25 protein-coding genes are annotated in these 22,912 nt (G+C 71.2%); 22 read left to right on the top strand and 3 right to left on the bottom strand.

The features are described 5' to 3' along the window. Nucleotides 1-2 precede the first annotated feature (2 nt). On the bottom strand, nucleotides 3-674 hold the full coding sequence (locus tag HHL10_RS12220; protein WP_169160642.1) for a TetR/AcrR family transcriptional regulator: 672 nt from the start codon (nucleotides 672-674) through the stop codon (nucleotides 3-5). A gap of 356 nt (nucleotides 675-1,030) precedes the next feature. Here HHL10_RS12220 and HHL10_RS12215 point away from each other — a divergent pair, with 356 nt between their 5' ends. The 21 genes from HHL10_RS12215 to HHL10_RS12115 all read left to right on the top strand — a co-directional run bounded on the left by HHL10_RS12215 (nucleotide 1,031) and on the right by HHL10_RS12115 (nucleotide 20,563). After that, entirely contained in the window at nucleotides 1,031-2,113 is a 1,083-nt protein-coding gene (locus HHL10_RS12215) for a hydrogenase small subunit (RefSeq protein WP_169160641.1), read from the top strand. A gap of 111 nt (nucleotides 2,114-2,224) precedes the next feature. Beyond that, nucleotides 2,225-4,081, top strand: a complete 1,857-nt coding sequence (locus tag HHL10_RS12210) for a nickel-dependent hydrogenase large subunit (protein WP_169160640.1) — start codon at nucleotides 2,225-2,227, stop codon at nucleotides 4,079-4,081. Between the two features lie 25 nt (nucleotides 4,082-4,106). Next, on the top strand, nucleotides 4,107-4,703 hold the full coding sequence (locus tag HHL10_RS12205) for a HupE/UreJ family protein (RefSeq protein WP_205833013.1): 597 nt from the start codon (nucleotides 4,107-4,109) through the stop codon (nucleotides 4,701-4,703). Between the two features lie 23 nt (nucleotides 4,704-4,726). Continuing rightward, nucleotides 4,727-5,455 carry a Ni/Fe-hydrogenase, b-type cytochrome subunit gene (gene cybH, locus HHL10_RS12200; protein ID WP_169160639.1) on the top strand — a complete coding sequence of 243 codons (729 nt, stop codon included), beginning with the start codon at nucleotides 4,727-4,729 and terminating at the stop codon, nucleotides 5,453-5,455. Between the two features lie 6 nt (nucleotides 5,456-5,461). Continuing rightward, the gene (locus HHL10_RS12195; RefSeq protein WP_169160638.1) at nucleotides 5,462-6,130 is read left to right on the top strand and encodes a HyaD/HybD family hydrogenase maturation endopeptidase; all 669 of its coding nucleotides are present in this window, start codon (nucleotides 5,462-5,464) and stop codon (nucleotides 6,128-6,130) included. A gap of 4 nt (nucleotides 6,131-6,134) precedes the next feature. Further along, nucleotides 6,135-6,455, top strand: coding sequence for a HypC/HybG/HupF family hydrogenase formation chaperone (locus tag HHL10_RS12190; protein WP_169160637.1), 321 nt, complete (start codon nucleotides 6,135-6,137; stop codon nucleotides 6,453-6,455). A 57-nt stretch (nucleotides 6,456-6,512) separates the two neighbouring features. Continuing rightward, the gene (locus HHL10_RS12185) at nucleotides 6,513-6,962 is read left to right on the top strand and encodes a thioredoxin domain-containing protein (protein ID WP_235971383.1); all 450 of its coding nucleotides are present in this window, start codon (nucleotides 6,513-6,515) and stop codon (nucleotides 6,960-6,962) included. A 12-nt stretch (nucleotides 6,963-6,974) separates the two neighbouring features. Further along, nucleotides 6,975-7,868, top strand: coding sequence for a hydrogenase expression/formation protein (locus tag HHL10_RS12180; RefSeq protein ID WP_169160635.1), 894 nt, complete (start codon nucleotides 6,975-6,977; stop codon nucleotides 7,866-7,868). Continuing rightward, nucleotides 7,865-8,083, top strand: coding sequence for a rubredoxin (locus HHL10_RS12175; RefSeq protein WP_169160634.1), 219 nt, complete (start codon nucleotides 7,865-7,867; stop codon nucleotides 8,081-8,083). The genes HHL10_RS12180 and HHL10_RS12175 overlap by 4 nt, the downstream gene beginning before the upstream one ends. Before the next feature lie 14 nt (nucleotides 8,084-8,097). Next, nucleotides 8,098-8,673 carry a [NiFe]-hydrogenase assembly chaperone HybE gene (gene hybE / locus HHL10_RS12170; RefSeq protein WP_169160633.1) on the top strand — a complete coding sequence of 192 codons (576 nt, stop codon included), beginning with the start codon at nucleotides 8,098-8,100 and terminating at the stop codon, nucleotides 8,671-8,673. After that, nucleotides 8,670-9,761: a hypothetical protein gene (locus HHL10_RS12165; RefSeq protein WP_169160632.1), complete on the top strand. Its 1,092-nt coding sequence runs from the start codon at nucleotides 8,670-8,672 to the stop codon at nucleotides 9,759-9,761. Before hybE ends, HHL10_RS12165 begins: the two co-directional genes overlap by 4 nt. After that, complete coding sequence (hypA, locus tag HHL10_RS12160) at nucleotides 9,754-10,098, top strand: hydrogenase maturation nickel metallochaperone HypA (protein ID WP_169160631.1); 345 nt, start codon at nucleotides 9,754-9,756, stop codon at nucleotides 10,096-10,098. Before HHL10_RS12165 ends, hypA begins: the two co-directional genes overlap by 8 nt. Before the next feature lie 17 nt (nucleotides 10,099-10,115). Next, complete coding sequence (hypB, locus tag HHL10_RS12155) at nucleotides 10,116-11,108, top strand: hydrogenase nickel incorporation protein HypB (protein ID WP_169160630.1); 993 nt, start codon at nucleotides 10,116-10,118, stop codon at nucleotides 11,106-11,108. A gap of 10 nt (nucleotides 11,109-11,118) precedes the next feature. Beyond that, nucleotides 11,119-12,378 carry a Kae1-like domain-containing protein gene (locus tag HHL10_RS12150; RefSeq protein ID WP_169160629.1) on the top strand — a complete coding sequence of 420 codons (1,260 nt, stop codon included), beginning with the start codon at nucleotides 11,119-11,121 and terminating at the stop codon, nucleotides 12,376-12,378. Then, nucleotides 12,369-12,716, top strand: a complete 348-nt coding sequence (locus HHL10_RS31345) for a HypC/HybG/HupF family hydrogenase formation chaperone (protein ID WP_169160628.1) — start codon at nucleotides 12,369-12,371, stop codon at nucleotides 12,714-12,716. Before HHL10_RS12150 ends, HHL10_RS31345 begins: the two co-directional genes overlap by 10 nt. Continuing rightward, nucleotides 12,713-13,870, top strand: a complete 1,158-nt coding sequence (gene hypD, locus HHL10_RS12140) for a hydrogenase formation protein HypD (RefSeq protein WP_169160627.1) — start codon at nucleotides 12,713-12,715, stop codon at nucleotides 13,868-13,870. The genes HHL10_RS31345 and hypD overlap by 4 nt, the downstream gene beginning before the upstream one ends. A gap of 8 nt (nucleotides 13,871-13,878) precedes the next feature. Further along, on the top strand, nucleotides 13,879-14,943 hold the full coding sequence (hypE, locus tag HHL10_RS12135; RefSeq protein WP_169160626.1) for a hydrogenase expression/formation protein HypE: 1,065 nt from the start codon (nucleotides 13,879-13,881) through the stop codon (nucleotides 14,941-14,943). 58 nt (nucleotides 14,944-15,001) lie between these two features. After that, the gene (locus HHL10_RS12130) at nucleotides 15,002-16,474 is read left to right on the top strand and encodes a sigma-54-dependent transcriptional regulator (protein WP_169160625.1); all 1,473 of its coding nucleotides are present in this window, start codon (nucleotides 15,002-15,004) and stop codon (nucleotides 16,472-16,474) included. Then, the gene (locus HHL10_RS12125) at nucleotides 16,474-17,487 is read left to right on the top strand and encodes an NADH-quinone oxidoreductase subunit B family protein (RefSeq protein ID WP_169160624.1); all 1,014 of its coding nucleotides are present in this window, start codon (nucleotides 16,474-16,476) and stop codon (nucleotides 17,485-17,487) included. Before HHL10_RS12130 ends, HHL10_RS12125 begins: the two co-directional genes overlap by 1 nt. 203 nt (nucleotides 17,488-17,690) lie before the next feature. Beyond that, the gene (locus tag HHL10_RS12120) at nucleotides 17,691-19,145 is read left to right on the top strand and encodes a nickel-dependent hydrogenase large subunit (protein WP_169160623.1); all 1,455 of its coding nucleotides are present in this window, start codon (nucleotides 17,691-17,693) and stop codon (nucleotides 19,143-19,145) included. A gap of 8 nt (nucleotides 19,146-19,153) precedes the next feature. Then, nucleotides 19,154-20,563, top strand: a complete 1,410-nt coding sequence (locus tag HHL10_RS12115) for a sensor histidine kinase (protein ID WP_169160622.1) — start codon at nucleotides 19,154-19,156, stop codon at nucleotides 20,561-20,563. 26 nt (nucleotides 20,564-20,589) lie between these two features. On the opposite strand, the gene HHL10_RS12110 is transcribed toward HHL10_RS12115, so the two are convergent. Together HHL10_RS12110 and HHL10_RS12105 are read right to left on the bottom strand one after the other, a co-directional pair. Further along, the gene (locus tag HHL10_RS12110; protein WP_169160621.1) at nucleotides 20,590-21,135 is read right to left on the bottom strand and encodes a GNAT family N-acetyltransferase; all 546 of its coding nucleotides are present in this window, start codon (nucleotides 21,133-21,135) and stop codon (nucleotides 20,590-20,592) included. A gap of 66 nt (nucleotides 21,136-21,201) precedes the next feature. Next, nucleotides 21,202-21,438 (bottom strand): hypothetical protein, encoded by a 237-nt coding sequence (locus HHL10_RS12105; RefSeq protein ID WP_169160620.1) that lies wholly within the window; start codon nucleotides 21,436-21,438, stop codon nucleotides 21,202-21,204. A 249-nt stretch (nucleotides 21,439-21,687) separates the two neighbouring features. Here HHL10_RS12105 and HHL10_RS12100 point away from each other — a divergent pair, with 249 nt between their 5' ends. Continuing rightward, nucleotides 21,688-22,818 (top strand): pyridoxal-phosphate-dependent aminotransferase family protein, encoded by a 1,131-nt coding sequence (locus tag HHL10_RS12100; RefSeq protein WP_169160619.1) that lies wholly within the window; start codon nucleotides 21,688-21,690, stop codon nucleotides 22,816-22,818. The last annotated feature ends 94 nt before the right edge of the window (nucleotides 22,819-22,912 follow it).

Here is a 22,912-nt window from a genome sequence, read left to right as displayed (position 1 = left end):
GCTCACTGCCGCACGAAGCGCACGATCATCTCCACGATGCTGTCGCGCCGCGCGGCGATGGCCTCGGGGGTTTCCAGGTCGCGCTTGAAGATCAGCGAGAAGGTGTGGCGGTTGGCGACGTTGAACACGCTCAGCGCGCTGATGGACATGTGGATGTCCACCGGGTCCAGGCCGGGGCGAAACACGCCGTCCCGTACACCGCGCTCGTAGATGCGGCGCACCCCGTCGATGGCGGGCACGTTGAGCTGCTGGATCACCTTGCTCTGCGCCATGAACTCGCCGCGGTGCATGTTCTCGTTCATCACCAGGCGGATGAAATCGGGGTGCTCGCGCTGGTAGTCCACGGTGTGGGACACCAGCTTGCGCAGCGCCGCCTCGGGCTCCAGGTCCTCCAGGTGCAGCTCGGCCTCGATGGCGCGCATGGCGCTGTAGGCGTTCTCCAGCACCGCGACGTACAGCCCCTCCTTGTTGCCGAAGTAGTAATAGAGCATGCGCTTGCTGGTGCGCGTGGCCTCGGCGATGGCGTCCACGCGTGCCCCGGCCAGCCCCTTGTCGGCGAACTCGCGCGTGGCCACGGCCAGGATGTCGGCCATGGTGCGCTCCGGGTCGTGCGTCCGCGTGGTCTCCGCCTTGGCGGCCGCGGTGCGCGGCGCGGAATGTACTGACTGGTTCATGCCGCGCAGTGTAGGAGCGGCACCCCCTGCACCGGCTGACAACCCCAGGCGCCGCATCCTGGTGGAAACCCTAGGCATCGGCCTCGATTCGCCCGCAGCCCGGCGGGCCGGCGGGCCGGCGCTGCAAGCACCGCTTCCACTTTGGCCGCGCCGCCGCAAGGCGCATGACCACGGGGCGCTGCACCCGGTCACGAGCCCTTCACGAACCCGGTCCTGAAACTTGATGCGCCGCAAGGCTTTAGCACGTGCCCTCAGGGATCTCCCGCAGAGCCCGTGCCGCCGGCATGGAACTTGTGATTCCTCGCGCAACGCCCGGCCAGGGGAAGGGCGGCAGTTCCACAGACCGGAGAAGACGGATGGAGACCTTCTACGAGGTGATGCGGCGGCAGGGCATCTCGCGGCGCAGCTTTCTCAAGTACTGCTCGTTGACCGCCACCTCGCTGGGGCTGGGCCCGGCCTTCGTGCCGCAGATCGCGCACGCGATGGAGACCAAGCCGCGCACGCCGGTGCTGTGGCTGCACGGGCTGGAGTGCACCTGCTGCTCCGAGTCCTTCATCCGCAGCGCGCACCCGCTGGCCAAGGACGTGGTGCTGTCCATGATCTCGTTGGACTACGACGACACGCTCATGGCGTCGGCGGGCCACCAGGCCGAGGCCATCCTCGAAGAGGTCATGAGCAAGTACAAGGGCAACTACATCCTGGCCGTGGAGGGCAACCCGCCGCTGAACCAGGACGGCATGAGCTGCATCATCGGCGGCCGGCCCTTCGTGGAGCAGCTCAGGCACGTGGCCAAGGACGCCAAGGCCGTGATCTCCTGGGGCTCCTGCGCCTCCTGGGGCTGCGTGCAGGCCGCCAAGCCCAATCCGACGCAGGCGGTGCCGGTGCACAAGGTCATCACCGACAAGCCCATCATCAAGGTGCCCGGCTGCCCGCCCATCGCCGAAGTGATGACCGGCGTCATCACCTACATGCTGACCTTCGACCGCATCCCCGAGCTGGACCGCCAGGGCCGGCCCAAGATGTTCTACAGCCAGCGCATCCACGACAAGTGCTACCGCCGGCCGCACTTCGACGCCGGCCAGTTCGTGGAGGCCTGGGACGACGAGTCCGCGCGCAAGGGCTACTGCCTCTACAAGGTCGGCTGCAAGGGCCCCACCACCTACAACGCCTGTTCCACGGTGCAGTGGAACGGCGGCACGAGCTTCCCGATCAAGGCCGGCCACGGCTGCATCGGCTGCTCCGAGGACGGCTTCTGGGACAAGGGCTCGTTCTACGAGCGTCTGAGCGGCATCCATCAGTTCGGCATCGAGGCCAATGCCGACCAGGTCGGCATCGCTGCCGCCGGCACGGTGGGCGCGGCCGTGGCCGCGCACGCGGCGGTGTCGGCCATCAAGCGCGCCACGCACAAGCACGACGCCGCGGCCAACGCGCAGCCCTGACGCTGAATTTCCGTTCGCCCTGAGCTTGTCGAAGGGCCTGCCTGCCATCTGGGCCACAGGGCTTCGACAGGCTCAGCCCGAACGGGATTTGGAACTCAACGAAAGCAAGCCATGACCGCCTACGCCACCCAAGGCTTCAACCTCGACGACAGCGGCCGCCGCATCGTCGTCGATCCCGTCACCCGCATCGAGGGCCACATGCGATGCGAGGTCAACGTGGACAGCAACAACGTCATCCGCAACGCCGTCTCCACCGGCACCATGTGGCGCGGCCTGGAGGTCATCCTCAAGGGCCGCGACCCGCGTGACGCCTGGGCCTTCGTCGAGCGCATCTGCGGCGTGTGCACCGGCTGCCACGCGCTGGCCTCGGTGCGCGCGGTGGAGGATGCGCTGGGCATCAAGATCCCCAAGAACGCGCACCTCATCCGCGAGATGATGGCCAAGACGCTGCAGGTGCAGGACCACGCCGTCCACTTCTACCACCTGCACGCGCTGGACTGGGTGGACGTGGTGTCGGCGCTCAAGGCCGACCCCAAGAAGACCAGCGAGCTGCAGCAGCTGGTGTCGCCCTCGCACCCGCTGTCCTCGCCGGGCTACTTCCGCGACATCCAGAACCGGCTGAAGAAGTTCGTGGAGAGCGGCCAGCTCGGCCCCTTCATGAACGGTTACTGGGGCAACAAGGCCTACGTGCTGCCGCCCGAGGCCAACCTGATGGCGGTGACGCACTACCTGGAGGCGCTGGACCTGCAGAAGGAGTGGGTCAAGGTCCACACCATCTTCGGCGGCAAGAACCCGCACCCGAACTACCTCGTGGGCGGCGTGCCCTGCGCCATCAACCTCGACGGCAACGGCGCCGTGGGCGCGCCCATCACGATGGAGCGGCTGAACTTCGTCAAGGCGCGCATCGACGAGATGGTGGAGTTCAACAAGAACGTCTACCTGCCCGACGTGCTGGCCATCGGCACGCTGTACAAGCAGGCCGGGTGGCTGCACGGCGGCGGCCTGGCCGCGCTCAACGTCAGCGACTACGGCGAGTACCCGAAGCTCAACTACGACAAGTCGACGGATCAACTGCCCGGCGGGGCGATCCTCAACGGCAACTGGGACGAGATCCACGAGGTGGACGCGCGCGATCCCGAGCAGATCCAGGAGTTCGTCACCCACAGCTGGTACAAGTACGCCGACGAGAGCAAGGGCCTGCACCCCTGGGACGGCGTCACCGAGCCCAACTTCGAGCTCGGCGCCAAGACCAAGGGCAGCCGCACGAACATCGAGCAGATCGACGAGAGCGCCAAGTACTCGTGGATCAAGGCCCCGCGCTGGCGCGGCCATGCCATGGAGGTGGGCCCGCTGCCGCGCTACATCCTGGCCTACGCGCACGCCAAGAAGGGCAACAAGTACGCCCAGCGCCCCAAGGAGCAGCTGGAGTACGCGGCCGCGATGATCAACAGCGGGTTCCCCAAGGCGCTGGGCCTGCCCACCACCGAGCTCACGCTCAAGCAGATGCTGCCCTCGACCATCGGCCGCACGCTGGCGCGCTGCCTGGAGAGCCAATACTGCGCCGAGATGATGGTGGAGGACTACAAGGAGCTCGTCGCCAACATCAAGGCCGGCGACACCGCCACCGCCAACGTCGAGAAGTGGGACCCGGCCACCTGGCCCAAGGAGGCCAAGGGCGTGGGCCAGGTGGCCGCGCCGCGCGGCCAGCTCGGCCACTGGGTCCGCATCAAGGACGGCAGGATCGAGAATTACCAGTGCGTGGTGCCCACCACCTGGAACGGCAGCCCGCGCGACGCCAAGGGCCAGATCGGCGCCTTCGAGGCCGCGCTCATCGGCACGCCCATGGTCGATCCCGAGCAGCCGGTGGAGCTGCTGCGCACGCTGCATTCCTTCGACCCCTGCCTGGCCTGCTCCACGCACGTGATGAGCGAGGACGGCCGCGAGCTGACCACGGTGAAGGTGCGCTGAAGCCGCGCGACCCAAGGAGACCCGCATGAAAAACCTGAAGACGTCCCGCGTCCTGTCGCGCGCTGCCGCTGCGCTGACCTTGGCTACTGTGGCCGGCACCGCCGCCGCGCACCCCGGCCATGCCACGAGCCTGGCCGACGGCCTGGCGCATCCCTTCCTGGGCCTGGACCACCTGCTGGCCATGGTGGCCGTGGGCCTGTGGTCGGCGCGCGCGCTGCCCGCGGCGCGGCGCTGGCAGGCCCCGGCCGTGTTCGTGGCCGCGATGCTGGCCGCGGCGCTGGCTGCCCTGGGCGGCGTGGCGCTGCCGGGCGTGGAAGTCGCCATCGCCGCCAGCGTCATGCTGTGCGGCGTGCTGGTGGCGCTGGGCCGGCGCATGAGCCCGAACGCGGGCCTGGCGCTGGTGGCGCTGGCCGCGCTGGCCCATGGCCTGGCGCATGGCGCCGAGGCCCCGGCCGGCGGCTTCGCGGCCTTTGCCGCCGGCTTCGTTGCCGCCACGGCCGCGCTGCACGGCGCCGGCCTGGCGCTGGCGGTGCGCGCGCAACGGCTGCCCGCCCTGGCCTGGACCGTCACCGGCGCGGCGCTGGGCGCCGGCGGCCTGGCGATGCTGGCCGCCCGCCTTTGACCCGCACGCCCCAGGAGAGCGCCATGTCCGCCGTCCCCAAGGAGCTCAACCACCTGCCCGGCGCGGATGCGCGCGAGCTGGTGCGCGCACATCCCATCCGCTCGGTGTACGTCTACGAGGCGCCGGTGCGGGTGTGGCACTGGATCAACGCGCTGGCCATCACGGTGCTGGGCGTCACGGGCTACCTCATCGGCTCGCCGCTGCCCACGCTGCCCGGCGAGGCCAGCGACCACTTCCTGATGGGCTATATCCGCTTCGCGCACTTCGCCGCGGGCTACGTGTTCGCCATCGGGCTGCTGGGCCGCCTGTACTGGGCCTTCGTGGGCAACCACCATGCGCGCGAGCTGTTCACGGTGCCTGTCTTCAGCAAGGCCTACTGGGCCGACATCTTGTCGATGCTCAAGTGGTACGCCTTCCTCATTCCGCAGCCCAACCGTTACGTGGGCCACAACCCGCTGGCGCGCTTCGCGATGTTCTTCGTGTTCCTGCTGCTGTCGGTGTTCATGGCCGTCAGCGGCTTCGCGCTCTACGGCGAGGGGCTGGGCATGGGCTCGTGGGCCGACCGCGCCTTCGGCTGGCTCATCCCGCTCATGGGCCAGTCGCAGGACGTGCACACCTGGCACCACCTGGGGCTGTGGATCATGCTGATCTTCGTGATCCTGCATGTCTACGCCGCCATCCGCGAGGACATCATGGGCCGCCAGAGCGTGGTCAGCACCATGATCTCCGGCTACCGCACCTTCAAGGATTGAGCGGCGATGGACACCCGAGCAGTACCGTCCGTCGCCGCCGACCCTTGCGCCGAGGGCTACGCGCCCATCGTGGTGCTGGGCATCGGCAACCTGCTGTGGGCCGACGAGGGTTTTGGTATTCGCTGCGTCGAGGCGCTGGGGCAGCGCTACGGCTTCGCCGAGCACGTGCAGCTTGTCGATGGCGGCACCCAGGGCCTGTACCTGCTGCACTACGTGCAGGCCGCCAGGCAGCTGCTGATCTTCGACGCCATCGACTACGGCCTGCCGCCGGGCACGCTCAAGGTGGTCGAGGACGATGAGGTGCCGCGCTTCCTCGGCGCCAAGAAGATGAGCCTGCACCAGACCGGCTTCCAGGAGGTGCTGTCGCTGGCGCAACTCACCGGCCACTATCCCGAGCGCGTGCTGCTCATCGGCTGCCAGCCCGAGGAGCTGGAGGACTACGGCGGCAGCCTGCGCCCCAGCGTGCGTGCCGCGCTGGAAGACGCGCTGGCGCTGGGCGTGCAGGCGCTGCGCGAGTGGGGCGGCCAGCCCCGGGCGCGCGTCGAGGCAGGGGAAAGTGTGACGCTGCCCTCGCTGGCGCTGGAGCGCTACGAGGGCGAGCGCCCCAGCGCCGAGGCCGCCTGCCGCATCGGCGACGCGCGCTTCCTGCCTTTGGCCGCGCCGGCCGAGGAGTGAGGCCATGTGCATCGGCATTCCCATGCAGGTCGTGTCGGCCTCGGCGCGGCGCGCCCTGGTGCGGGGCCGCGGCGAGCAGCGTGAGGTGGACACGGCCCTGGTGGGCGAAGTGGCCGCCGGCGAGTGGCTGCTCGTGTTCCTGGACGCCGCGCGCGAGCGCATCGATGCGCAGCGCGCCGCCGAGGTCAATGCCGCGCTGGACCTGCTTGCCGGCGCGCTGGGCGGGCAACCGCTCCTTGCCGACGACCCGGGCTTCGCGCTGCCCTCGGCGATGAGCGCCCGGGAAGTGGCGGCGCTGGCCGGCCTCCCTTCTCCCAACGACTGACTCTTTCGCACAGCCATGAACCAAGCCGTATCTCCGATGGCTGAACCTGCTTCCCTGATGAAAGCGCCTGCCGCCGACACGCCCGCCGTGCTGGTGAACATGGTCGAGCGCCATGGCGCCGCCTGGGTGGACGAGGCCACGCTGGATGACTGGATTGCCGGCGCCGGCGACCGCGTGCTGCTGCTGGCCGGCGACCCGGTGCGCTTCCCGGAAGGGCTGGACGTGGCCGTGGTGCTGCCGGAGATCCTGCGCGCCATGCCCGGGCGCTTCGCCATGGGCCTGGTGCGCCGCTCGGCCGAGGACGCCGTGGCGCGGCGCTTGGGCTCGCAGCGCTGGCCCTCGCTGGTGTTCACGCGCGACGGCCGGTACGTCACCACGCTGCCCGGCATGCACGACTGGCCCGAGTTCGTGGCCCGCGTGCGGGAAGCGCTGGCGCTGCCGCCCTCGCGCATCCCGGGCGTCGGCATCCCGGTGGTCGGCAGCGCCGGCGGCCCGTCCTGCGGCTGAAGGAGGTTGCCGATGAAAGCTTTTCCCATTCCCGTCGTGCCTTTCGGTCCCGGCAGCCAGGCCGAGGACGAGACGCTGGAGTACATGACCATGCCCCAGGGCATGGACACCTTCCGCACGCCGGCGCTGCCCGAACCCGAGGAGCTGGCCGGGCATGCCGCGGCGCACCAGGTGCTGCGCCGCGCGCTGCAGGCGCTGGAGCTGGTCTGCCGTGAGGGCGGCACGCGTTGCGTCACGCTCTCCGGGCTGGGCGCCGCGGACCTGGCGCTGGTCAACCAGGTGCTGGGCGAGGGCGAGGTCAGCGCCCGGGTGCTGCCGGCCGAGGAGGGCGGGCGCGAGGTGCAGGTGCAGGAGTCGGTGTTCGCCGGCGTCTGGCGAGTCACGGTACTGGGCGACGGTGCCGTCGTGCGCGACCACCTGGAAGTGGGCGCCGTGCCGCAGGTGCTGCGCGACATGGCCGCGGCCGACACGGCGCACTTCATCGTGCCGGCGCTGCCGGAGCCGCTGCCGCCGGAGGTGATGAACGCGCCGCAGCTCATTGCCGAGATCGAGGACGCGGCCTGGCGCTGGCGGCCCGGGAGCGCGCCGCACGTGCTCAACCTCACGCTGCTGCCGGTGTCGCCGCTGGACATCGCGCTCATCGACCACCGCCTGGGCACCGGGCGCGTGCTGGTGCTCTCGCGCGGCTACGGCAACTGCCGCATCACCAACACCGGGCTGCGCCACGGCTGGCGCGTCGTCTACTACAACTCGCAGGACGCGGTGATCCTCAACACCGTCGAGATCACCGACATGCCGCAGGCCGCCTGCGCCGCGGCCGAGGACCTGCAGGACTCGCACGAGCGGCTGCAGGACGTGCTGCGCTGGGTCGAGGGCGCGCCGGCTGAAGCCGAGGCACTGTCATGAGCGGGGCGCGCTTCGAAGGCAGCTACCTGGGCGACCGCAGCCGCCTGGCGGCCGACACCCGGCTCGAATGCAAGATCTGCTGGTGGGTGTACGACCCCGCGCAGGGCGACGACACCTGGCAGATCCCGCCCGGTACGCCCTTCGCCGCGCTGCCGCCGCACTGGCGCTGCCCGCAGTGCGACGGGGATGCGGAGCAGTTCATGGTCGTCACCTGATTTTTCGGTTGACCATGCAGCGCATCCAAGGGCTTGTACATGCCTTCGAGCAAATCGCGCGCACCCGCATGGCGGGCGTGCCGATCCTCAATGTGGCCCTGCGCGCCGAGGCCGTGGATTTCCAGCGCCACGCCGACGACGAAGGCGGGCCCGGCCTGCTGGGCATCCTCATCACGCCCTGGTTCATGAACCTGCTGTGGCTGCCCGATGCGCACGCACCCGCATCGACCCCGGGCACCTCGCGGCTGCGGCGCCTGGGCGGCGAGGCGCTGTCCTTCATCGCCGCCGAGGAGGCCGGCTGCCGCTTCGAGGCCTGCTCGCTGTTCTCGCCCGTGTTCGAGTTCGCGGACCAGGCCGCCGCGCGCGCCGTGGCGCAGGCCGCGCTGGCGCACTTGCGGCAACCTATCCAGTCGTCCCGGCACGGCTCTGCGATGGCGGTGAAGGATTCCGTTCGGGCTGAGCCTGTCGAAGCCCCGCAGCCCGACCAAGCAGTGAGCCCTTCGACCAGCGCGGTACGAACGAACACCTCCCCGCAGCTCTCCCGCCGCGGCCTGCTCTTCGGCCGCCGCCCGGCGGAGACCACGCGATGAGCTCACTGGACGCCCTCAGCGGCCGGCTGGTGCTGCACCCGGGCCGGGCGCGGCCCAACATCGAGCGCCAGGGCCTGCGCCGGGCCGAGCGCCTGGTGCTGGGCCGGCCGGCCGCCTCGGCGCCGGCGCTGCTGGGCACGCTGTTCACGCTGTGCGGGCATGCGCACACGCTCACGGCGCGGCGCGCCATCGAGGCGGCCCGCGGTGCGCCCGGCACGGTGCTGCCGCCGCCGGCCCCGGCCGAGGCGCGCGCGCTGCAGTGGCGCACCGCGCAGGAGCAGCTGCGCCGCCTGCTGGTCGATGCCCCGCCGGCCGTGGGACTGCCCGCCGCCACGCCGGCCCTGCTGCAAAGCTGCCCGTTGTGGCAGCCGGCGCTGGATGCTGAGCTTGCGACGGCGGCGCTGGGCGAGTGGGTGGCGGAGGAACTGCTGGCCCAGCCGCTGGCGGCCTGGCTGGCAGCCTGGGAATGCGACGGCGCCGCGTGGCTGGCGGACTGGAGCGCACGCGAGCACACGCCCGTGGCCCGGCTGCTGCAGCGGCTCCGCTTCCAAGGCGTCAACTTGATGACGCCACACCGGCCGGTGCACCTGGACGCGGCCGACGGTTCGATGCAGGCGCTGTGCGCGCGGCTGGCCGCCGAGGCGCCGCTGCAGGACGGCGCCGGTGTGCCATATGCCACAGGCCCCTGGTGCCGCCGCCACGGGCGCAATCCGGCGCACGCGGACAATGCCTGGATGTTGTCCGCGAGCCGACTCAGTGACCTGGTCCGCCTCGCCAGCCCCGACGGCCCGGCCACGGGCGCGCAGGCCCTGGCCTGCGGCGCGGCCCGCACCGGCGAGCGCACCGGCCTGGCCTGGACCGAGACCGCCCGCGGCCTGCTGGTGCACCGCATCGCGCTGAGCGATGACGAGTGCGTCACCGCCTGCCGCGTGGTCTCGCCCACCGACTGGAATTTCGACGCGCGGGGCCCCGCCGCGCTGGCGCTGCAGTCGGTGCGCGAGCCGGCGGCCGTGCAGGCGCTGGTGCTGGGCTTCGACCCGTGCATGGCCTGGCGCGCGGCAACGCAAGAGGAGGCGCTGCATGCATGAAGTGAGCCTGGCCGGGGGCATCCTGCGCATCGTCGAAGATGCCGCCCGGCGCGAGCGTTTCCGCCGCGTCACCATGCTGCGCCTGGAAGCGGGCCGCTTCGCCGGCGTGGAGGTGCGCGCGCTGCGCTTCGCGCTGCAGACGCTGGCCCCGGGCACCTGCCTGGAAGGCGCGCGCATCGACATCGCCGAGCCGCCGGGGCGCTGCTGGTGCATGCGCTGCGGCGGCGAGGTGGAGCTGGCGCAGCGCACCGACCCCTGCCCGGGCTGCGGCGGCCATCAACTGCAACCCACGGGCGGCACCGAGCTGCGCGTGGTGGACATGAGCGTCCAGGACTGATCAAGGAGAACCAGAACATGTGTGTCGTTTGCGGATGCGCCGATCACCCGACGCCGGACAGCCGCCCCGCCAGCGCGGCCGTGGTCGATGCCCAGGGCGACCTGCATTACGGCGCCGGCGCGGCGCGGGTGTCGGTGCCCGGCATGAGCCCCGAACGGGCCATCAGGATCGAGGCCGACGTGCTGGGCGAGAACAACCGCCTGGCCGCGCTCAACCGCGCCCACTTCCAGGGCCACGGCGTCACGGCGCTGAACCTGGTGTCCAGCCCCGGCTCGGGCAAGACCTCGCTGCTGTGCGCCACCATCGAGGCGCTGCGCAAGCGCCACCCGGCCGTGCAGGTGGCCGTGATCGAGGGCGACCAGCAGACCAGCTTCGACGCCGACCGCATCCGCGCCACCGGCGCGCCGGCCATCCAGGTCAACACCGGCAAGGGCTGCCACCTCGACGCCCAGATGGTCGCCGACGCATTCAACCGGCTGCCCTTCCATGCCCACGCGCACGGCCATGGCCACCATCACCACGGGCATGCGCACGGGCACGACCATCACCAGGGCCATGAGCATGGGCACGCGCACGAGCACGGCCACGGCCATGTGGAGCGGCTGCTGTTCATCGAGAACGTGGGCAACCTCGTGTGCCCCGCCATGTGGGACCTCGGCGAGACGGCCAAGGTGGCGGTGCTGTCGGTGACCGAGGGCGAGGACAAGCCGCTCAAGTACCCCGACATGTTCGCGGCGTCCAAGCTGATGCTGCTCAACAAGGTGGACCTGCTGCCCTACGTGCGCTTCGACGTGGAGCGCTGCATCGAGTACGCGCGCCGCGTGAATCCGGACATCGCCGTGCTGCAGGTCTCGGCCACGCGCGGCGACGGCATGGATGCCTGGCTGCACTGGCTGCTGCATGCCGGCCAGATGCCGCAGCTGAGCGGGCGCGAGGTGGCGCTGCAGCAGCGCATCGCCGACCTGGAGCGCGAGCTGGAAAAGTGGCGCTCCGCGGCTCAGAACATGTGACCGCGGCCTGATGGACACCTGCATTTCCTTGCCGCGCGCCGCGCCGGCGCGCGTGCTGGCCGTCGGCGCCTGGCTCAAGAACGCGGCCTGCCGCCTCGACGGCACGCGCGCGCTGATGAGCCCGCTGCACGGCGACCTGGACGACCCGGCCGCCTGCACCGCGCTGGAAGACTCCGTGCAGCGCCTGCTGGCACTGGGCCCGGTGGACGCCATCGCGCACGACCTGCATCCCGACTTCCACAGCACCCGGCTGGCGCTGGCGCTGGCCGAGCGGCTGGGGGTGCCGGCCATCGGTGTGCAGCACCACCACGCGCACATCGCCGTGGTGCAGGCGGAGCAGGGCATCCACACCCCGCTGGTGGGCCTGGCGCTGGACGGCGTGGGCCTGGGCACCGACGACTCGCCCTGGGGCGGCGAGCTGCTGCTGGTGCACGGCGCGCGCTGGCGCCGCCTGGGCCACCTGCAGCCGCTGGCGCTGCCCGGCGGCGACGCCGCGGCGCGCGAGCCCTGGCGCCTGGCCGCCGCGGTGCTGCACGCGCTGGGGCGCGGGGCGGAAATCCGTACCCGGCTCGGCCCGGCCGTGGGCGAGAACGCCGCCGCCCTGGTGGCGACCCTGCTGTCGCGCGGCCTGAACTGCCCGGCCTCCAGCAGCGCCGGGCGCTGGTTCGATGCCGCCGCCGGGCTGCTGGGCCTGTCGGTGCGCCAGGCGGCCGAGGCCGAGGCCGCCATCGCGCTGGAGCGGCTGGCGACCGACACCATCGTCGCGCTGCCCACGCTGATGGAGGCGCTGGCGCAGCCTCCACTGCCCGCCATCCAGCCCGACGGCACGCTGGCGCTGCTGCCGCTGCTCGAAGGCGTGGCCGCCATGGGCGACGCCGGCCAGCGTGGCGAGGCGGCGGCGCTGTTCCACGTCCAGCTTGCCGACGCGCTGGCGCACTGGGCGCTGCAGGCGGCTCATGCCCACGGCGCCCTGCAGCTGGCCCTGGGGGGAGGCTGCTTCTTCAACCGGCTGCTGGGCGCACGGCTGCTGGACACGCTGCAGGCCCTGGGCCTGCCGCCGCTGCGCCCGCAGGCCGTGAGCTGCGGCGACGCCGGCCTGGCGCTGGGGCAAGCCTGGGCTGCCGCGCTGCAGCTTGCCGAGGAGCGCCGCGCGGGCCGGGGCGCTGCATCCACCGCATCACCCTCGCCGACGCCTGCCGCCGCTCCGGCGGCCCTTCCTGAAACCACCCCGGCACCCACCACCCCGACGGAGACCGTCTCATGTGCCTAGCTTTACCGGCCCGCGTGGTCAGCCTCGCCGAGGGCGGCATGGATGCCGTGGTCGATCTCGGCGGCGTGCGCAAGAGCGTCTGCGTCGCGCTCGTGCCCGAGGCGCGCGCGGGCGACTACGTCATCGTCCACGTCGGCCATGCCATCGGGATGATCGACCCCGAGGAGGCCGCGCGCACGCTGGCGCTGTTCGGCGAGCTGGCGGCGCTGGAGGCCGGAGATTCCGTTTGGGCTGAGCCCTTCGACAAGCTCAGGACAGGCTCTGTCGAAGCCCTGCCGCCCGGCCAGCCCGCAAGCCCTTCGACAAGCTCAGGGCGAACGGAGGTGATGGCGCCATGAAATACATCGACGAGTTCCGCGACGGCGCCATCGCCCAGAAGATCGCCGCGCGCCTGGCGGCCGAGGCGGACCCGGCACGCGCCTACGCCTTCATGGAGTTCTGCGGCGGCCACACGCACGCCATCTCGCGCTACGGCGTGACGGAGCTGCTGCCGCCCAACGTGCGCATGGTCCACGGCCCGGGCTGCCCGGTGTGCGTGCTGCCCATCGGCCGCATCGACCTGGCGATCCACCTGGCGCTGGAGCGCGGCGCCATCGTCTGCACCTACGGCGACACGCTGCGCGTGCCGGCCTCGCCGGGCGCGGGCGGCGGCGAGGCGCTGTCGCTGATGCGCGCCAAGGCGCGCGGCGGCGACATCCGCATGGTCTATTCGGCGGCCGACGCGCTGCAGGCGGCGCGCACGAATCCCGGGCGCGAGGTCGTGTTCCTGGCCATCGGCTTCGAAACCACCACGCCGCCGACGGCGCTGGTGATCCGCCAGGCCGCGGCGGAAGACCTGAAGAACTTCAGCGTGCTGTGCTGCCACGTGCTCACGCCGGCAGCCATCACGCACATCCTGCATTCGCCCGAGGTGCGCGACTGGCGCACGGTGCCGCTGGACGGCTTCATCGGCCCGGCGCACGTGAGCATCGTCATCGGCTCGGCGCCCTATGAAGGTTTCGCGCGCGACTACCGCAAGCCCGTGGTCATCGCCGGCTTCGAGCCGCTGGACGTGATGCAGGCGGTGCTGATGCTGGTGCGCCAGGTCAACGAGGGGCGCGCCGAGGTCGAAAACGAATTCACCCGCGCCGTCACGCGCCAGGGCAATGCGGCAGCGCAAGCCGTGGTGGCCGAGGTGTTCGAGCCGCGCGAGAGCTTCGAGTGGCGCGGGCTGGGCGAGGTGCCGAACAGCGCCTTGCAGATCCGGCCGGAATTCGAACGCTTCGACGCCGAGAAGCGTTTCGGCCTGACTTACCGCCCGGTGCCGGACCACAAGCAGTGCGCCTGCGGGGAGATCCTGCGCGGCGTCAAGCGGCCCACCGACTGCAAGCTCTTCGGCACCGTGTGCACGCCCGAGAGCCCGATGGGCTCGTGCATGGTGTCCTCCGAGGGCGCCTGCGCGGCGCATTACGCCTACGGGCGGTTTCGGGACATTCCCGTCGTCGCTGCTTGAAAGACGCCATGAGCACGATCAAGAAGGACTACGTCCGCCCGCTGAACGTGAAGACCGGGCGCGTGGACATGAACCATGGCGCGGGCGGCCGGGCCGCGACGCAGCTCATCGAGGAGCTGTTCCTGCCGGCCTTCGACAACCCCTTCCTGCGCCAGGGCCACGACGGCGCGGCGCTGCCGCTGCCCGCGGCCGGGCGCCTGGTGGTGGCCACCGACGCGCACGTGATCTCGCCGCTGTTCTTCCCCGGCGGCGACATCGGCTGCCTGAGCGTGCACGGCACCGTCAACGACGTGGCCATGAACGGCGCCACGCCGCTGTACCTCAGCGCCAGCTTCATCCTCGAAGAAGGTTTCCCTCTCGCCGACCTCAAGCGCATCGTGGACTCGATGGGCGCCGCCGCGCGCGAAGCCGGCGTGAGCATCGTGACCGGCGACACCAAGGTCGTGGAAAAAGGCAAGGGCGACGGCGTGTTCATCTCCACCACCGGCGTGGGCGTGGCCGCCCCGGGCGTGGACACCTCGGGCGCCAACGCCCGCCCCGGGGACGTGATCCTGGTCTCCGGCACCCTGGGCGAGCATGGCGTGGCGGTGCTGTCGCAGCGCGAATCGCTGGCCTTCGAGACGGCCATCGTCTCCGACACCGCCGCGCTGCACGCCCTGGTGGCCGACATGCTGGCGGCGCTGCCGGGCCGGGAGGGTGATCTGCACGTGCTGCGCGACCCCACGCGCGGCGGCTTGGCGACCACGCTCAACGAGATCGCGCGCCAGTCGGGCGTGGGCATGCTGCTGTGGGAGGCCGACATCCCGGTGCTGCCGCAGGTGGACGCCGCCTGCGAGCTGCTGGGGCTGGACCCGCTGTACGTCGCCAACGAGGGCAAGCTCGTCGCGATCTGCGCGCCGGAAGCCGCGGATGCGGTGCTGGCCGCCATGCGCGCGCATCCGCTGGGCGCCCACGCGGCGCGCATCGGCGCCGTCACCGAGGACCCGCACCGCTTCGTGCAGATGGCGACGAAGCTGGGCGGCCGGCGCGTGGTGGACTGGCTCAGCGGGGAGCAGCTGCCGCGGATCTGTTGAGCCGTGGGGGCGGCCGACAATCGCGGTTTCGCCCCGTCCCCGCTGCGCCTGAAGTTCCATGAACCTGCCGCCTCCCGACCTGCTGCCCGTCGTCCTCGTCGTCGATGACGAGGCGCGCTCGCGCGAGGCGATGCGGCGCACGCTGGACGAGGAGTTCCACATCCTCGAAGCCAGCCAGGCCGAGGAGGCGCGCGCGCTCATGGAGCGGCACGAGGTGGCGGTGATCCTGTGCGACCAGCGCATGCCGGGCGTGAGCGGCGTGGAGTTCCTGAAGGAGGCGCGCCAGCGCTGGCCCGAGGCGGTGCGCATCATCGTCAGCGGCTACACCGACAGCGAGGACATCATCACCGGCCTCAACGAGGCGGGCATCCACCAGTACGTGCTGAAGCCCTGGGTGCCCGACGCGCTGCTGGCCACCGTGCGCGCCGCCGCCGAGACCCGCACGCTGCAGCGCAGCCTGCAGCGCCTGGACGTGGACCTGCGCACCGCCACGCCCGTGCTGCGCCAGCGCCGCAGCGAGGCGCTGGCGCGGGCGCGCGCGGTGTTCGATTTCGAGCGCATCGAGCGCGCCCCAGGCAGCCCGCTGGACGGCGTGTGCGCCATGGCCGAGCGCCTTGCGCGCTACGACCTGCCGGTGCTGGTGCTGGGCGAGTCGGGCACCGGCAAGGAGCTGCTGGCGCGCGCCATGCACTACGCCAGCCCGCGCGCGGCGCAGCCCTTCGTCACCGAGAACTGCGCGGCCATTGCCGACACGCTGCTGGAGTCGGAGCTGTTCGGCCACAAGCGCGGCGCCTTCACCGGCGCCTACGACGACCACCCCGGCCTGTTCCAGCGCGCGCACGGCGGCACGATCTTCCTGGACGAGATCGGCGAGACCTCACCGGCCTTCCAGGTGAAGCTGCTGCGCGTGCTGCAGGAGGGCGAGGTGCGGCCGGTGGGCTCGGCCACGCCGGTGCCGGTGGACGTGCGCGTGATCGCGGCCACGCACCGCGACCTGGAGGCCGAGGTGCGCGCCGGACGCTTCCGCCAGGACCTGTACTACCGCGTCGCCGGCGTGACGCTGTCGGTGCCGCCGCTGCGCGAACGCCTGGGCGACATCGCGCCCATCGCGCAGCGGCTGCTGCACGACGTGGGGCTGGAGCTGGGCCGCACGGCGCTGCGCTTTGCGGACGACGTGGCACCGGTGCTGCTGGGCTATCCCTGGCCGGGCAACATCCGCGAGCTGCGCAACGAGATCCGGCGCGCCGCCGCGCTCAGCGACGAGGACATCGTTCCGGCACGGCTGTTCTCGCTGAAGGTGCTGCATGGTCAGGCCGGCGTGAGCGCCGCGTCGGGCAACGGCCACGCCAACGGTGTCGCGCTGCCCGCCAGCGGCACGCTGGCGCAGCGGCTGGAGGCCATGGAAGCGATGCTGCTGCGCGAGGTGATGCTGCGCCTGCGCTGGAACAAGACCCACGCCGCGCGCGAGCTGGGGCTGTCGCGCGTGGGGCTGCGCGCCAAGCTGCTGCGGTTTGGGCTGGAGGAGAAGTGATGAGCGCCCATGAGCCCTTCAACGTCCTGTGGCTGCAGTCCGGCGGCTGTGGCGGCTGCAGCATGTCGCTGCTGTGCGCCGACACCACCGACTTCCACGCGCTGCTGCGCAACGCCGGCATCAACCTGCTCTGGCATCCCTCGCTGTCGCTGGAGAGCGGGCACGAGGTGAAGCAGCTGCTGGAGGACTGCATCGCGGGCCGGGTGCGGCTGGATGCGCTGTGCATCGAAGGGGCGCTGCTGCGCGGGCCGGGCGGCAGCGGGCGCTTCCACCACCTGGCCGGCACCAGCGTGCCCATGATCGCCTGGGTGCGGCGCCTGGCGGGCGTGGCGCGCCACGTGGTGGCCATCGGCAGCTGCGCGGCCTGGGGCGGCGTCACTGCCGGCGGGCCCAATCCCACCGAGGCCTGTGGGCTGCAGTACGAGGACGAGCACCCGGGCGGGCTGCTGGGCACGGAGTTCCGCGCCGCGGGCGGGCTGCCGGTCGTCAACGTCGCGGGCTGCCCCACGCACCCGGGCTGGGTCACCGACACGCTGATGGCGCTGGCCGAGGGCCTGCTGGGCGCGCCGGAGCTGGACCCGCTCAACCGCCCGCGCTTCTATGCCGACCAGCTCGTGCACCATGGCTGCACGCGCAACGAGTACTACGAGTTCAAGGCCAGCGCCGAGAAGCCCGGCGACCTGGGCTGCATGATGGAACACCGGGGCTGCAAGGGCACGCAGGCGCATGCCGACTGCAACACGCGGCTGTGGAACGGCGAGGGCTCGTGCACGCGCGGCGGCTACGCCTGCGTGAGCTGCACCGAGCCGGGCTTCCAGGAGCCCGGCCACGCCTTCCACGTCACGCCCAAGGTCGCCGGCATCCCCATCGGGCTGCCCACCGACATGCCCAAGGCCTGGTTCGTGGCGCTGGCGTCCCTGTCGAAGAGCGCGACCCCGAAACGCGTCAAGCTCAACGCCGTGGCGGACCACGTGGTGGTGCCGCCGGCGGTCAAGCGCACGCGGCTGAAGTGATTTCGACTCGTGCTCGCCAATGAAGTATTCACCGTTCGTCCTGACTCTTCGATACCTCAGGGCAGGGCGCGCCTACGGCGCATCGAAGGATGAACGGCCCCCGCCGGGGTGCAGCCATCGCAGCCTGTCGGATTCGTACTTCGATACCTCAGTACGAACGGGTCATTTCATGATCCAAGTGAATTTGGAATGAGAACCTAGAGATGAGCAGGCTGATCGTCGGTCCCTTCAACCGCGTCGAGGGCGACCTGGAAGTGCAGCTGGAGCTGGCCCAGGGCCGCGTGGCCTCGGCGCGCGTGAATTCGCCCATGTACCGCGGCTTCGAGCAGATCCTGCCGGGCAAGGAGCCGCTGGACGCGCTGGTGATCGTGCCGCGGCTGTGCGGCATCTGCTCGGTGTCGCAGTCGGTGGCGGCGGCGCGCGCGCTGGCCGACCTGGCCGGCGAGCCGGTCCCGCCCAACGGGCTGCTGGCGCAGAACCTGATGCTGGCCACCGAGAACCTGGCCGACCACCTCACGCACTTCTACCTGTTCTTCATGCCCGACTTCACGCGGCCGGTGTACGCGGCCGAGCCCTGGCATGCCGAGGCGCTGCGGCGCTTCGAGGCGCAGGCCGGTGAACAGCAGCGCCGCGCCATCGCCGCGCGCCAGCGCTGGTTCCGGCTGCTGGGCACGCTGGGCGGCAAGTGGCCGCACACGCATGCCATCCACCCCGGCGGCTGCACGCGGGCGGTGGAGCCCTCGGAGCGCATCCGGCTGCTGGCGCAGATGCGCGAGTTCCGCGACTTCCTGCAGCAGCAGCTCTTTGGCGCGCCGCTGGAGGAGGTGGCGGCGCTGCAGAATGAAACCGCGCTGCGCGCCTGGCTGGCCGGGGGCGAGCGCGGCGATTTCGGCTTCTTCCTGCGCATCGCGCAGGCGCTGCGCCTGGACCTGCTGGGCCCCGGGCCGGGGCGCTTCCTGAGCTACGGCGCCTGGCTGCGGTCCGACGGCACGCACGAGGTGCCGCGCGGGGTCTGGGATGCCGACCTGCGCACGCTGCAGCCGCTGGACCTGGCCGCCATCACCGAGGACGCCACCCATGCCTGGCTGGCCGACGCCGGCGGCCCGCTGCACCCTCGCCAGGGCCTGACGCAGCCCGACGCGGACAAGCCCGAGGCCTACACCTGGAACAAGGCACCGCGCCTGGGCGGCCGGGTGGTGGAGTGCGGCGCGGTGGCGCGGCAACTCGCCGCCGGGCACCCGCTGGTGGTGGACGCGGTGCGGCGCTGCGGCGGCACCGTCTACACCCGGGCGCTGGCGCGGCTACTGGAGCTCGCGCGCGTGGTGCCGCTGATGGAGCAGTGGCTGCGCGCGCTGCGCCCGGGCGAGCCCTGGTGCGCCGAGGTGACGCTGCCGGAGGAGGGACACGGCGTCGGCCTGGTCGAGGCGGCGCGCGGCAGCCTGGGGCACTGGATCGAGGTGCGGCGCGGACGCCTGGCGAGCTACCAGATCGTCGCGCCCACCTCCTGGAACTTCTCGCCGCGCGACGCCGCGGGCACGCCCGGCGCGCTGGAGGCCGCGCTCGAAGGCGTGCCCGTGCGCGCGGGCGAGGCCACGCCGGTGGCGGTGCAGCACGTGGTGCGTTCCTTCGACCCGTGCATGGTGTGCACGGTGCATTGAGCGGCGGCATGAGCGACAGCAACGGCGACCGTCCCCCGCGTCCCTCGCCCCTGGACGACCCGCAGCGCCGCCGCCTGCTGGGCGAGGAGGCGCGTTTGGAGGGCGTGGAGGAAGAAACCTGGATCGACGTGATCCAGAAGATGGACGAGGTCTATTCGCAGCTGCTGCGCGACGAGGTGGCGCTGGAGGAGAAGAACGCGCAGCTGGAGCAGTCGCAGCAGTTCATCTTCAGCCTGCTCTCGGCCATGAGCGACGTGCTGGTGGCCTGCGACCACCGGGGCGCCATCGAGGAGACCAACGCCGCGCTGCGCGAGCTGGTCGGCCGCGGCGAGGCCGAGCTGCGCGGCACCAGCGTCTACGCGCTGCTGGCCGATGAGGCAGCCGCCGGGCGGTTGCGCGCCATCGTCGAGCAGCGCGGCGCCTCGCGCGCGGGCGAGGCGGTGGAGATCGAGCTGCTGGACGCGCAGGGCCGCGCCGTGCCGGTGGACCTCAATTGCACGCCGCGCGTGGACGGCAACGGCCGGCGCGTGGGCACGGTGTTCGTGGGCCGGCCCATGGCCGAGATCAAGCGTGCCTACCGCGAGCTGCGCGAGGCGCATGAGGCGCTCAAGCGCACGCAGCAGCAGCTGCTGCATTCCGAAAAGCTGGCCTCGCTGGGCCGGTTGGTGGCGGGCGTGGCGCACGAGCTCAACAACCCGATCAGCTTCGTTCTGGGCAACGTGCACGCGCTGCAGCGCTACGGGCAGCGGCTGGGGCAGTACCTGGAAGCGGTGCACGCGCACGAGGACGAGGCGACGCTCGCGGCGCTGCGCCGTTCCCTGCGCATCGACCATGTGCTGGCCGATCTGCCCTCGCTGATCGACGGCATGCTCGAAGGCGCGCAGCGCACCGCCGACATCGTGCAGGGCCTGAAACGCTTCTCGGCGGTGGACCGCGAGGAGCATGCCGAGGTAGAGCTGAACGCCGTGATCGAGCGCGCCATCCACTGGGTGTGCAAGGGCACGGCCCAGGGTTTCAGAGTGCACTGGACGCCGGGCGCGCCCTGCACCGTTTCGGGCAGCGCGGGGCAGCTGATGCAGGTGGTGATGAACCTGGTGCAGAACGCCCACGACGCCGCGGTGCGGCCGCAGGGCGCCGAGGAGCCTGCGCTGTGCATCGAGAGCGAGGCGGACGCCGGGCGTGTGCGCGTGCGCTTTCGCGACAACGGCCCGGGTATTCCGGAGGGCCTGCTGTCGCGCGTGTTCGATCCCTTCTTCACGACGAAGCCGGTGGGCAAGGGCACCGGGCTGGGCCTGTCGATCAGCTACGGCATCGTCGAGCGCCACGGCGGCCGGCTGACGGCGGGCAATGCGCCGCAGGGTGGGGCGCTGTTCACGCTGGAGCTGCCGCTGGCGCGCCAAGCCGGGCCCGTGGGCTGAGCCGGCGGGCCGCACCTCGCTTTCGGTCAGGGCACCAGCGAATACACCCGGGCCGCCACCGGGGCGCCGTGCAGGAACAGCCGGTTGCGGGCGATGCCTTCGAACAGCGCGCCGGACTTGCGGGCCACGGCCGCGCTGGGCTCGTTGCCCACGGCCACGACGATCTCGATGCGGTGCAGGCCGAGGTTGCGAAAGCCGAATTCGCTCAAGGCCGCCACGCAGGCCGTGGCGATGCCCTGCCGCTGCCGCGACTGGCGCACCCAGTAGCCCAGGTTGGCACAGCGGTTGGGCCAGTCGATGTAATTGAGCCCGGCGCTGCCGAGAAAATGCTCGCCGTTGGTCGCGAAAACACCGAACTCAAAGGTATTGCGAGCCCGCGCGTTCACGTGGCAGTTGCGAAACCAGGTGCGGGCCTCGTCCTCGTTATAACCCGCGTGGCACCAGGGCAGCCAGGCCCCGGCAGTTTCAAGCGATTCCCGCGCCGCCTGCACGAAATCGGCGGCATCGCGCTCCTCGAACGGGCGCAGCAGGCAGCCCGGGACATGGATGCGCTGCAGGTGGTGGGCTTGCATGCTTTCTTTAGATAATGAATGAGAAATTTACTGAACTTTTGAACACCTGAAACAGGCTCACAAAAATTAATTTGTGGTTTCGATCCGCACCCAAAGCGCCAGTGATTTTGAATATTTTTTCATGCAACCCCAAGGGCAAAAGGAATTTTGATTCGAGTCGCGGATATTCTGATTACGGACACGTGATAGAGAGTGCAGAACCTGCGCAGCCAGTTCAATGACACGCTGCGCCTGGCCTTGCTTGATGGCCTGGCGCGGCGTCCGGCTGTCCAGGCCGCCCAGCGGCGACTCCAGGAAGGCCACTCACAGCAACCATATCAACCCCACCACGATGGCCGTCCCGATCAGCGAGACCACGATGGAGCCCAGGCAGCCGAGCTTGTTGGAGAAGAAGATGAACATGGTTTCGTGCTCCCAGTGGGCGGGACCGCTCGCCCGCGCGGGCTTGCGTTGCCGCAAGGGCTGAGCACGTCGGTTGCCTGCCCGGCGGCAGGTGCAGAGCGTTCCGCTAAGCTGCGCCGATCCCCCGAAACCAGAAACAAGGAGACTGCCATGCCCGGCCTGCTGCCTGACGTGGATGCCGACGGCCTGCTCGAATACTCGGTGGTCTACACCGACCGCGCCCTGAACCACATGTCCGCCAAGTTCCAGGGCGTGATGCGTGACATCTCCAGCATCCTGCGCGACGCCTACGGCGCCGCCGGGGTGGCCGTCGTGCCCGGCAGCGGCAGCTTCGGCATGGAGGCCGTGGCGCGGCAGTTCGCCACCGGGCGGCGCGTGCTCGTGATCCGCAACGGCTGGTTCAGCTTCCGCTGGAGCCAGCTCTTCGAGATGGGCGGCATCCCCGCCGAGACCACCGTGCTGCAGGCGCGGCGCCAGGGTAACGATGCGCAGTCGCCCTACGCGCCGCCGCCGATCGACGAGGTCGTGGCCACCATCGAGCGCGTCAAGCCCGAGCTGGTGTTCGCGCCGCATGTGGAAACCGCCTCCGGCATGGTGCTGCCGCACGACTACCTGCGCGCCGTGGGCGAGGCGGTGCACCGCGTGGGCGGGATGTTCGTGCTGGACTGCATCGCCAGCGGCGCGGTGTGGGTGGACATGCGCGAGTGCGCGGTGGACGTGCTCATCAGCGCGCCGCAGAAGGGCTGGAGCGGCTCGCCCTGCGCCGGCTTCGTGATGCTGGGCGAGACGGCGCTGGAGCGCATCGCCGCCACCACCAGCACCAGCTTTGCCTGCGACCTCAAGAAGTGGCTGCAGATCATGCAGACCTACGAGGGCGGCGGCCACGCCTACCACGCCACGCTGCCCACCGACGCGCTGCTGCACACGCGCGACGCCATGCGCGAGACCCAGCGCCGCGGCTTCCAGCGGCTGTGCGAGGCGCAGTGGGCGCTGGGGCGCGGGGTGCGCGCGATGCTGGAGCGCCGCGGCTTCCCCAGCGTGGCGGCCGAGGGCTTCCAGGCGCCGGGCGTGGTGGTGAGCTACACCACCGACCCCGAGCTGCACACCGGGCGCAAGCTGCTGGCGCAAGGTGTGCAGATCGCCGGCGGCGTGCCGCTGCAGTGCGGCGAGGGCCCGGAGTTCAAGACCTTCCGCATCGGGCTGTTCGGCCTGGACAAATGGCACGACGTCGAGGGCGCCGTGCGCCGCCTGGAGCAGGCTTTCGACGCCGCACTGGCGTAAAACACCGCCGGGTGCCGCCACGGGGCGGCCCGATGTCTGGCTCCGTCTTGCTGAAGTACCTGAAGTTGTCCCCCCACGCCACGGAAGCCGCTGA

It is taken from the genome of Azohydromonas caseinilytica (assembly GCF_012927045.1).
Classification (GTDB): Bacteria; Pseudomonadota; Gammaproteobacteria; order Burkholderiales; family Burkholderiaceae_C; genus Azohydromonas; species Azohydromonas caseinilytica.
The sequence above is the reverse complement of the archived record's forward strand: the minus strand, read 5'-3'. Positions and strand labels throughout refer to the sequence as shown.

Coding starts and splice junctions, on each gene's coding strand:
- HHL10_RS12100 (WP_169160619.1), top strand. CDS start 21,688: ATGCCCGGCCTGCTGCCTGACGTGGATGCCGACGGCCTGCTCGAATAC.
- HHL10_RS12150 (WP_169160629.1), top strand. CDS start 11,119: ATGGACACCTGCATTTCCTTGCCGCGCGCCGCGCCGGCGCGCGTGCTG.
- hypA (WP_169160631.1), top strand. CDS start 9,754: ATGCATGAAGTGAGCCTGGCCGGGGGCATCCTGCGCATCGTCGAAGAT.
- HHL10_RS12115 (WP_169160622.1), top strand. CDS start 19,154: ATGAGCGACAGCAACGGCGACCGTCCCCCGCGTCCCTCGCCCCTGGAC.
- HHL10_RS12190 (WP_169160637.1), top strand. CDS start 6,135: ATGTGCATCGGCATTCCCATGCAGGTCGTGTCGGCCTCGGCGCGGCGC.
- HHL10_RS12205 (WP_205833013.1), top strand. CDS start 4,107: ATGAAAAACCTGAAGACGTCCCGCGTCCTGTCGCGCGCTGCCGCTGCG.
- HHL10_RS12180 (WP_169160635.1), top strand. CDS start 6,975: ATGAAAGCTTTTCCCATTCCCGTCGTGCCTTTCGGTCCCGGCAGCCAG.
- HHL10_RS12220 (WP_169160642.1), bottom strand. CDS start 674: ATGAACCAGTCAGTACATTCCGCGCCGCGCACCGCGGCCGCCAAGGCG.
- hypD (WP_169160627.1), top strand. CDS start 12,713: ATGAAATACATCGACGAGTTCCGCGACGGCGCCATCGCCCAGAAGATC.
- HHL10_RS12175 (WP_169160634.1), top strand. CDS start 7,865: ATGAGCGGGGCGCGCTTCGAAGGCAGCTACCTGGGCGACCGCAGCCGC.
- HHL10_RS12165 (WP_169160632.1), top strand. CDS start 8,670: ATGAGCTCACTGGACGCCCTCAGCGGCCGGCTGGTGCTGCACCCGGGC.
- HHL10_RS12120 (WP_169160623.1), top strand. CDS start 17,691: ATGAGCAGGCTGATCGTCGGTCCCTTCAACCGCGTCGAGGGCGACCTG.
- hybE (WP_169160633.1), top strand. CDS start 8,098: ATGCAGCGCATCCAAGGGCTTGTACATGCCTTCGAGCAAATCGCGCGC.
- HHL10_RS12215 (WP_169160641.1), top strand. CDS start 1,031: ATGGAGACCTTCTACGAGGTGATGCGGCGGCAGGGCATCTCGCGGCGC.
- cybH (WP_169160639.1), top strand. CDS start 4,727: ATGTCCGCCGTCCCCAAGGAGCTCAACCACCTGCCCGGCGCGGATGCG.
- hypB (WP_169160630.1), top strand. CDS start 10,116: ATGTGTGTCGTTTGCGGATGCGCCGATCACCCGACGCCGGACAGCCGC.
- HHL10_RS12210 (WP_169160640.1), top strand. CDS start 2,225: ATGACCGCCTACGCCACCCAAGGCTTCAACCTCGACGACAGCGGCCGC.
- HHL10_RS12130 (WP_169160625.1), top strand. CDS start 15,002: ATGAACCTGCCGCCTCCCGACCTGCTGCCCGTCGTCCTCGTCGTCGAT.
- HHL10_RS12185 (WP_235971383.1), top strand. CDS start 6,513: ATGAAAGCGCCTGCCGCCGACACGCCCGCCGTGCTGGTGAACATGGTC.
- hypE (WP_169160626.1), top strand. CDS start 13,879: ATGAGCACGATCAAGAAGGACTACGTCCGCCCGCTGAACGTGAAGACC.
- HHL10_RS12195 (WP_169160638.1), top strand. CDS start 5,462: ATGGACACCCGAGCAGTACCGTCCGTCGCCGCCGACCCTTGCGCCGAG.
- HHL10_RS12125 (WP_169160624.1), top strand. CDS start 16,474: ATGAGCGCCCATGAGCCCTTCAACGTCCTGTGGCTGCAGTCCGGCGGC.
- HHL10_RS12110 (WP_169160621.1), bottom strand. CDS start 21,135: ATGCAAGCCCACCACCTGCAGCGCATCCATGTCCCGGGCTGCCTGCTG.
- HHL10_RS31345 (WP_169160628.1), top strand. CDS start 12,369: ATGTGCCTAGCTTTACCGGCCCGCGTGGTCAGCCTCGCCGAGGGCGGC.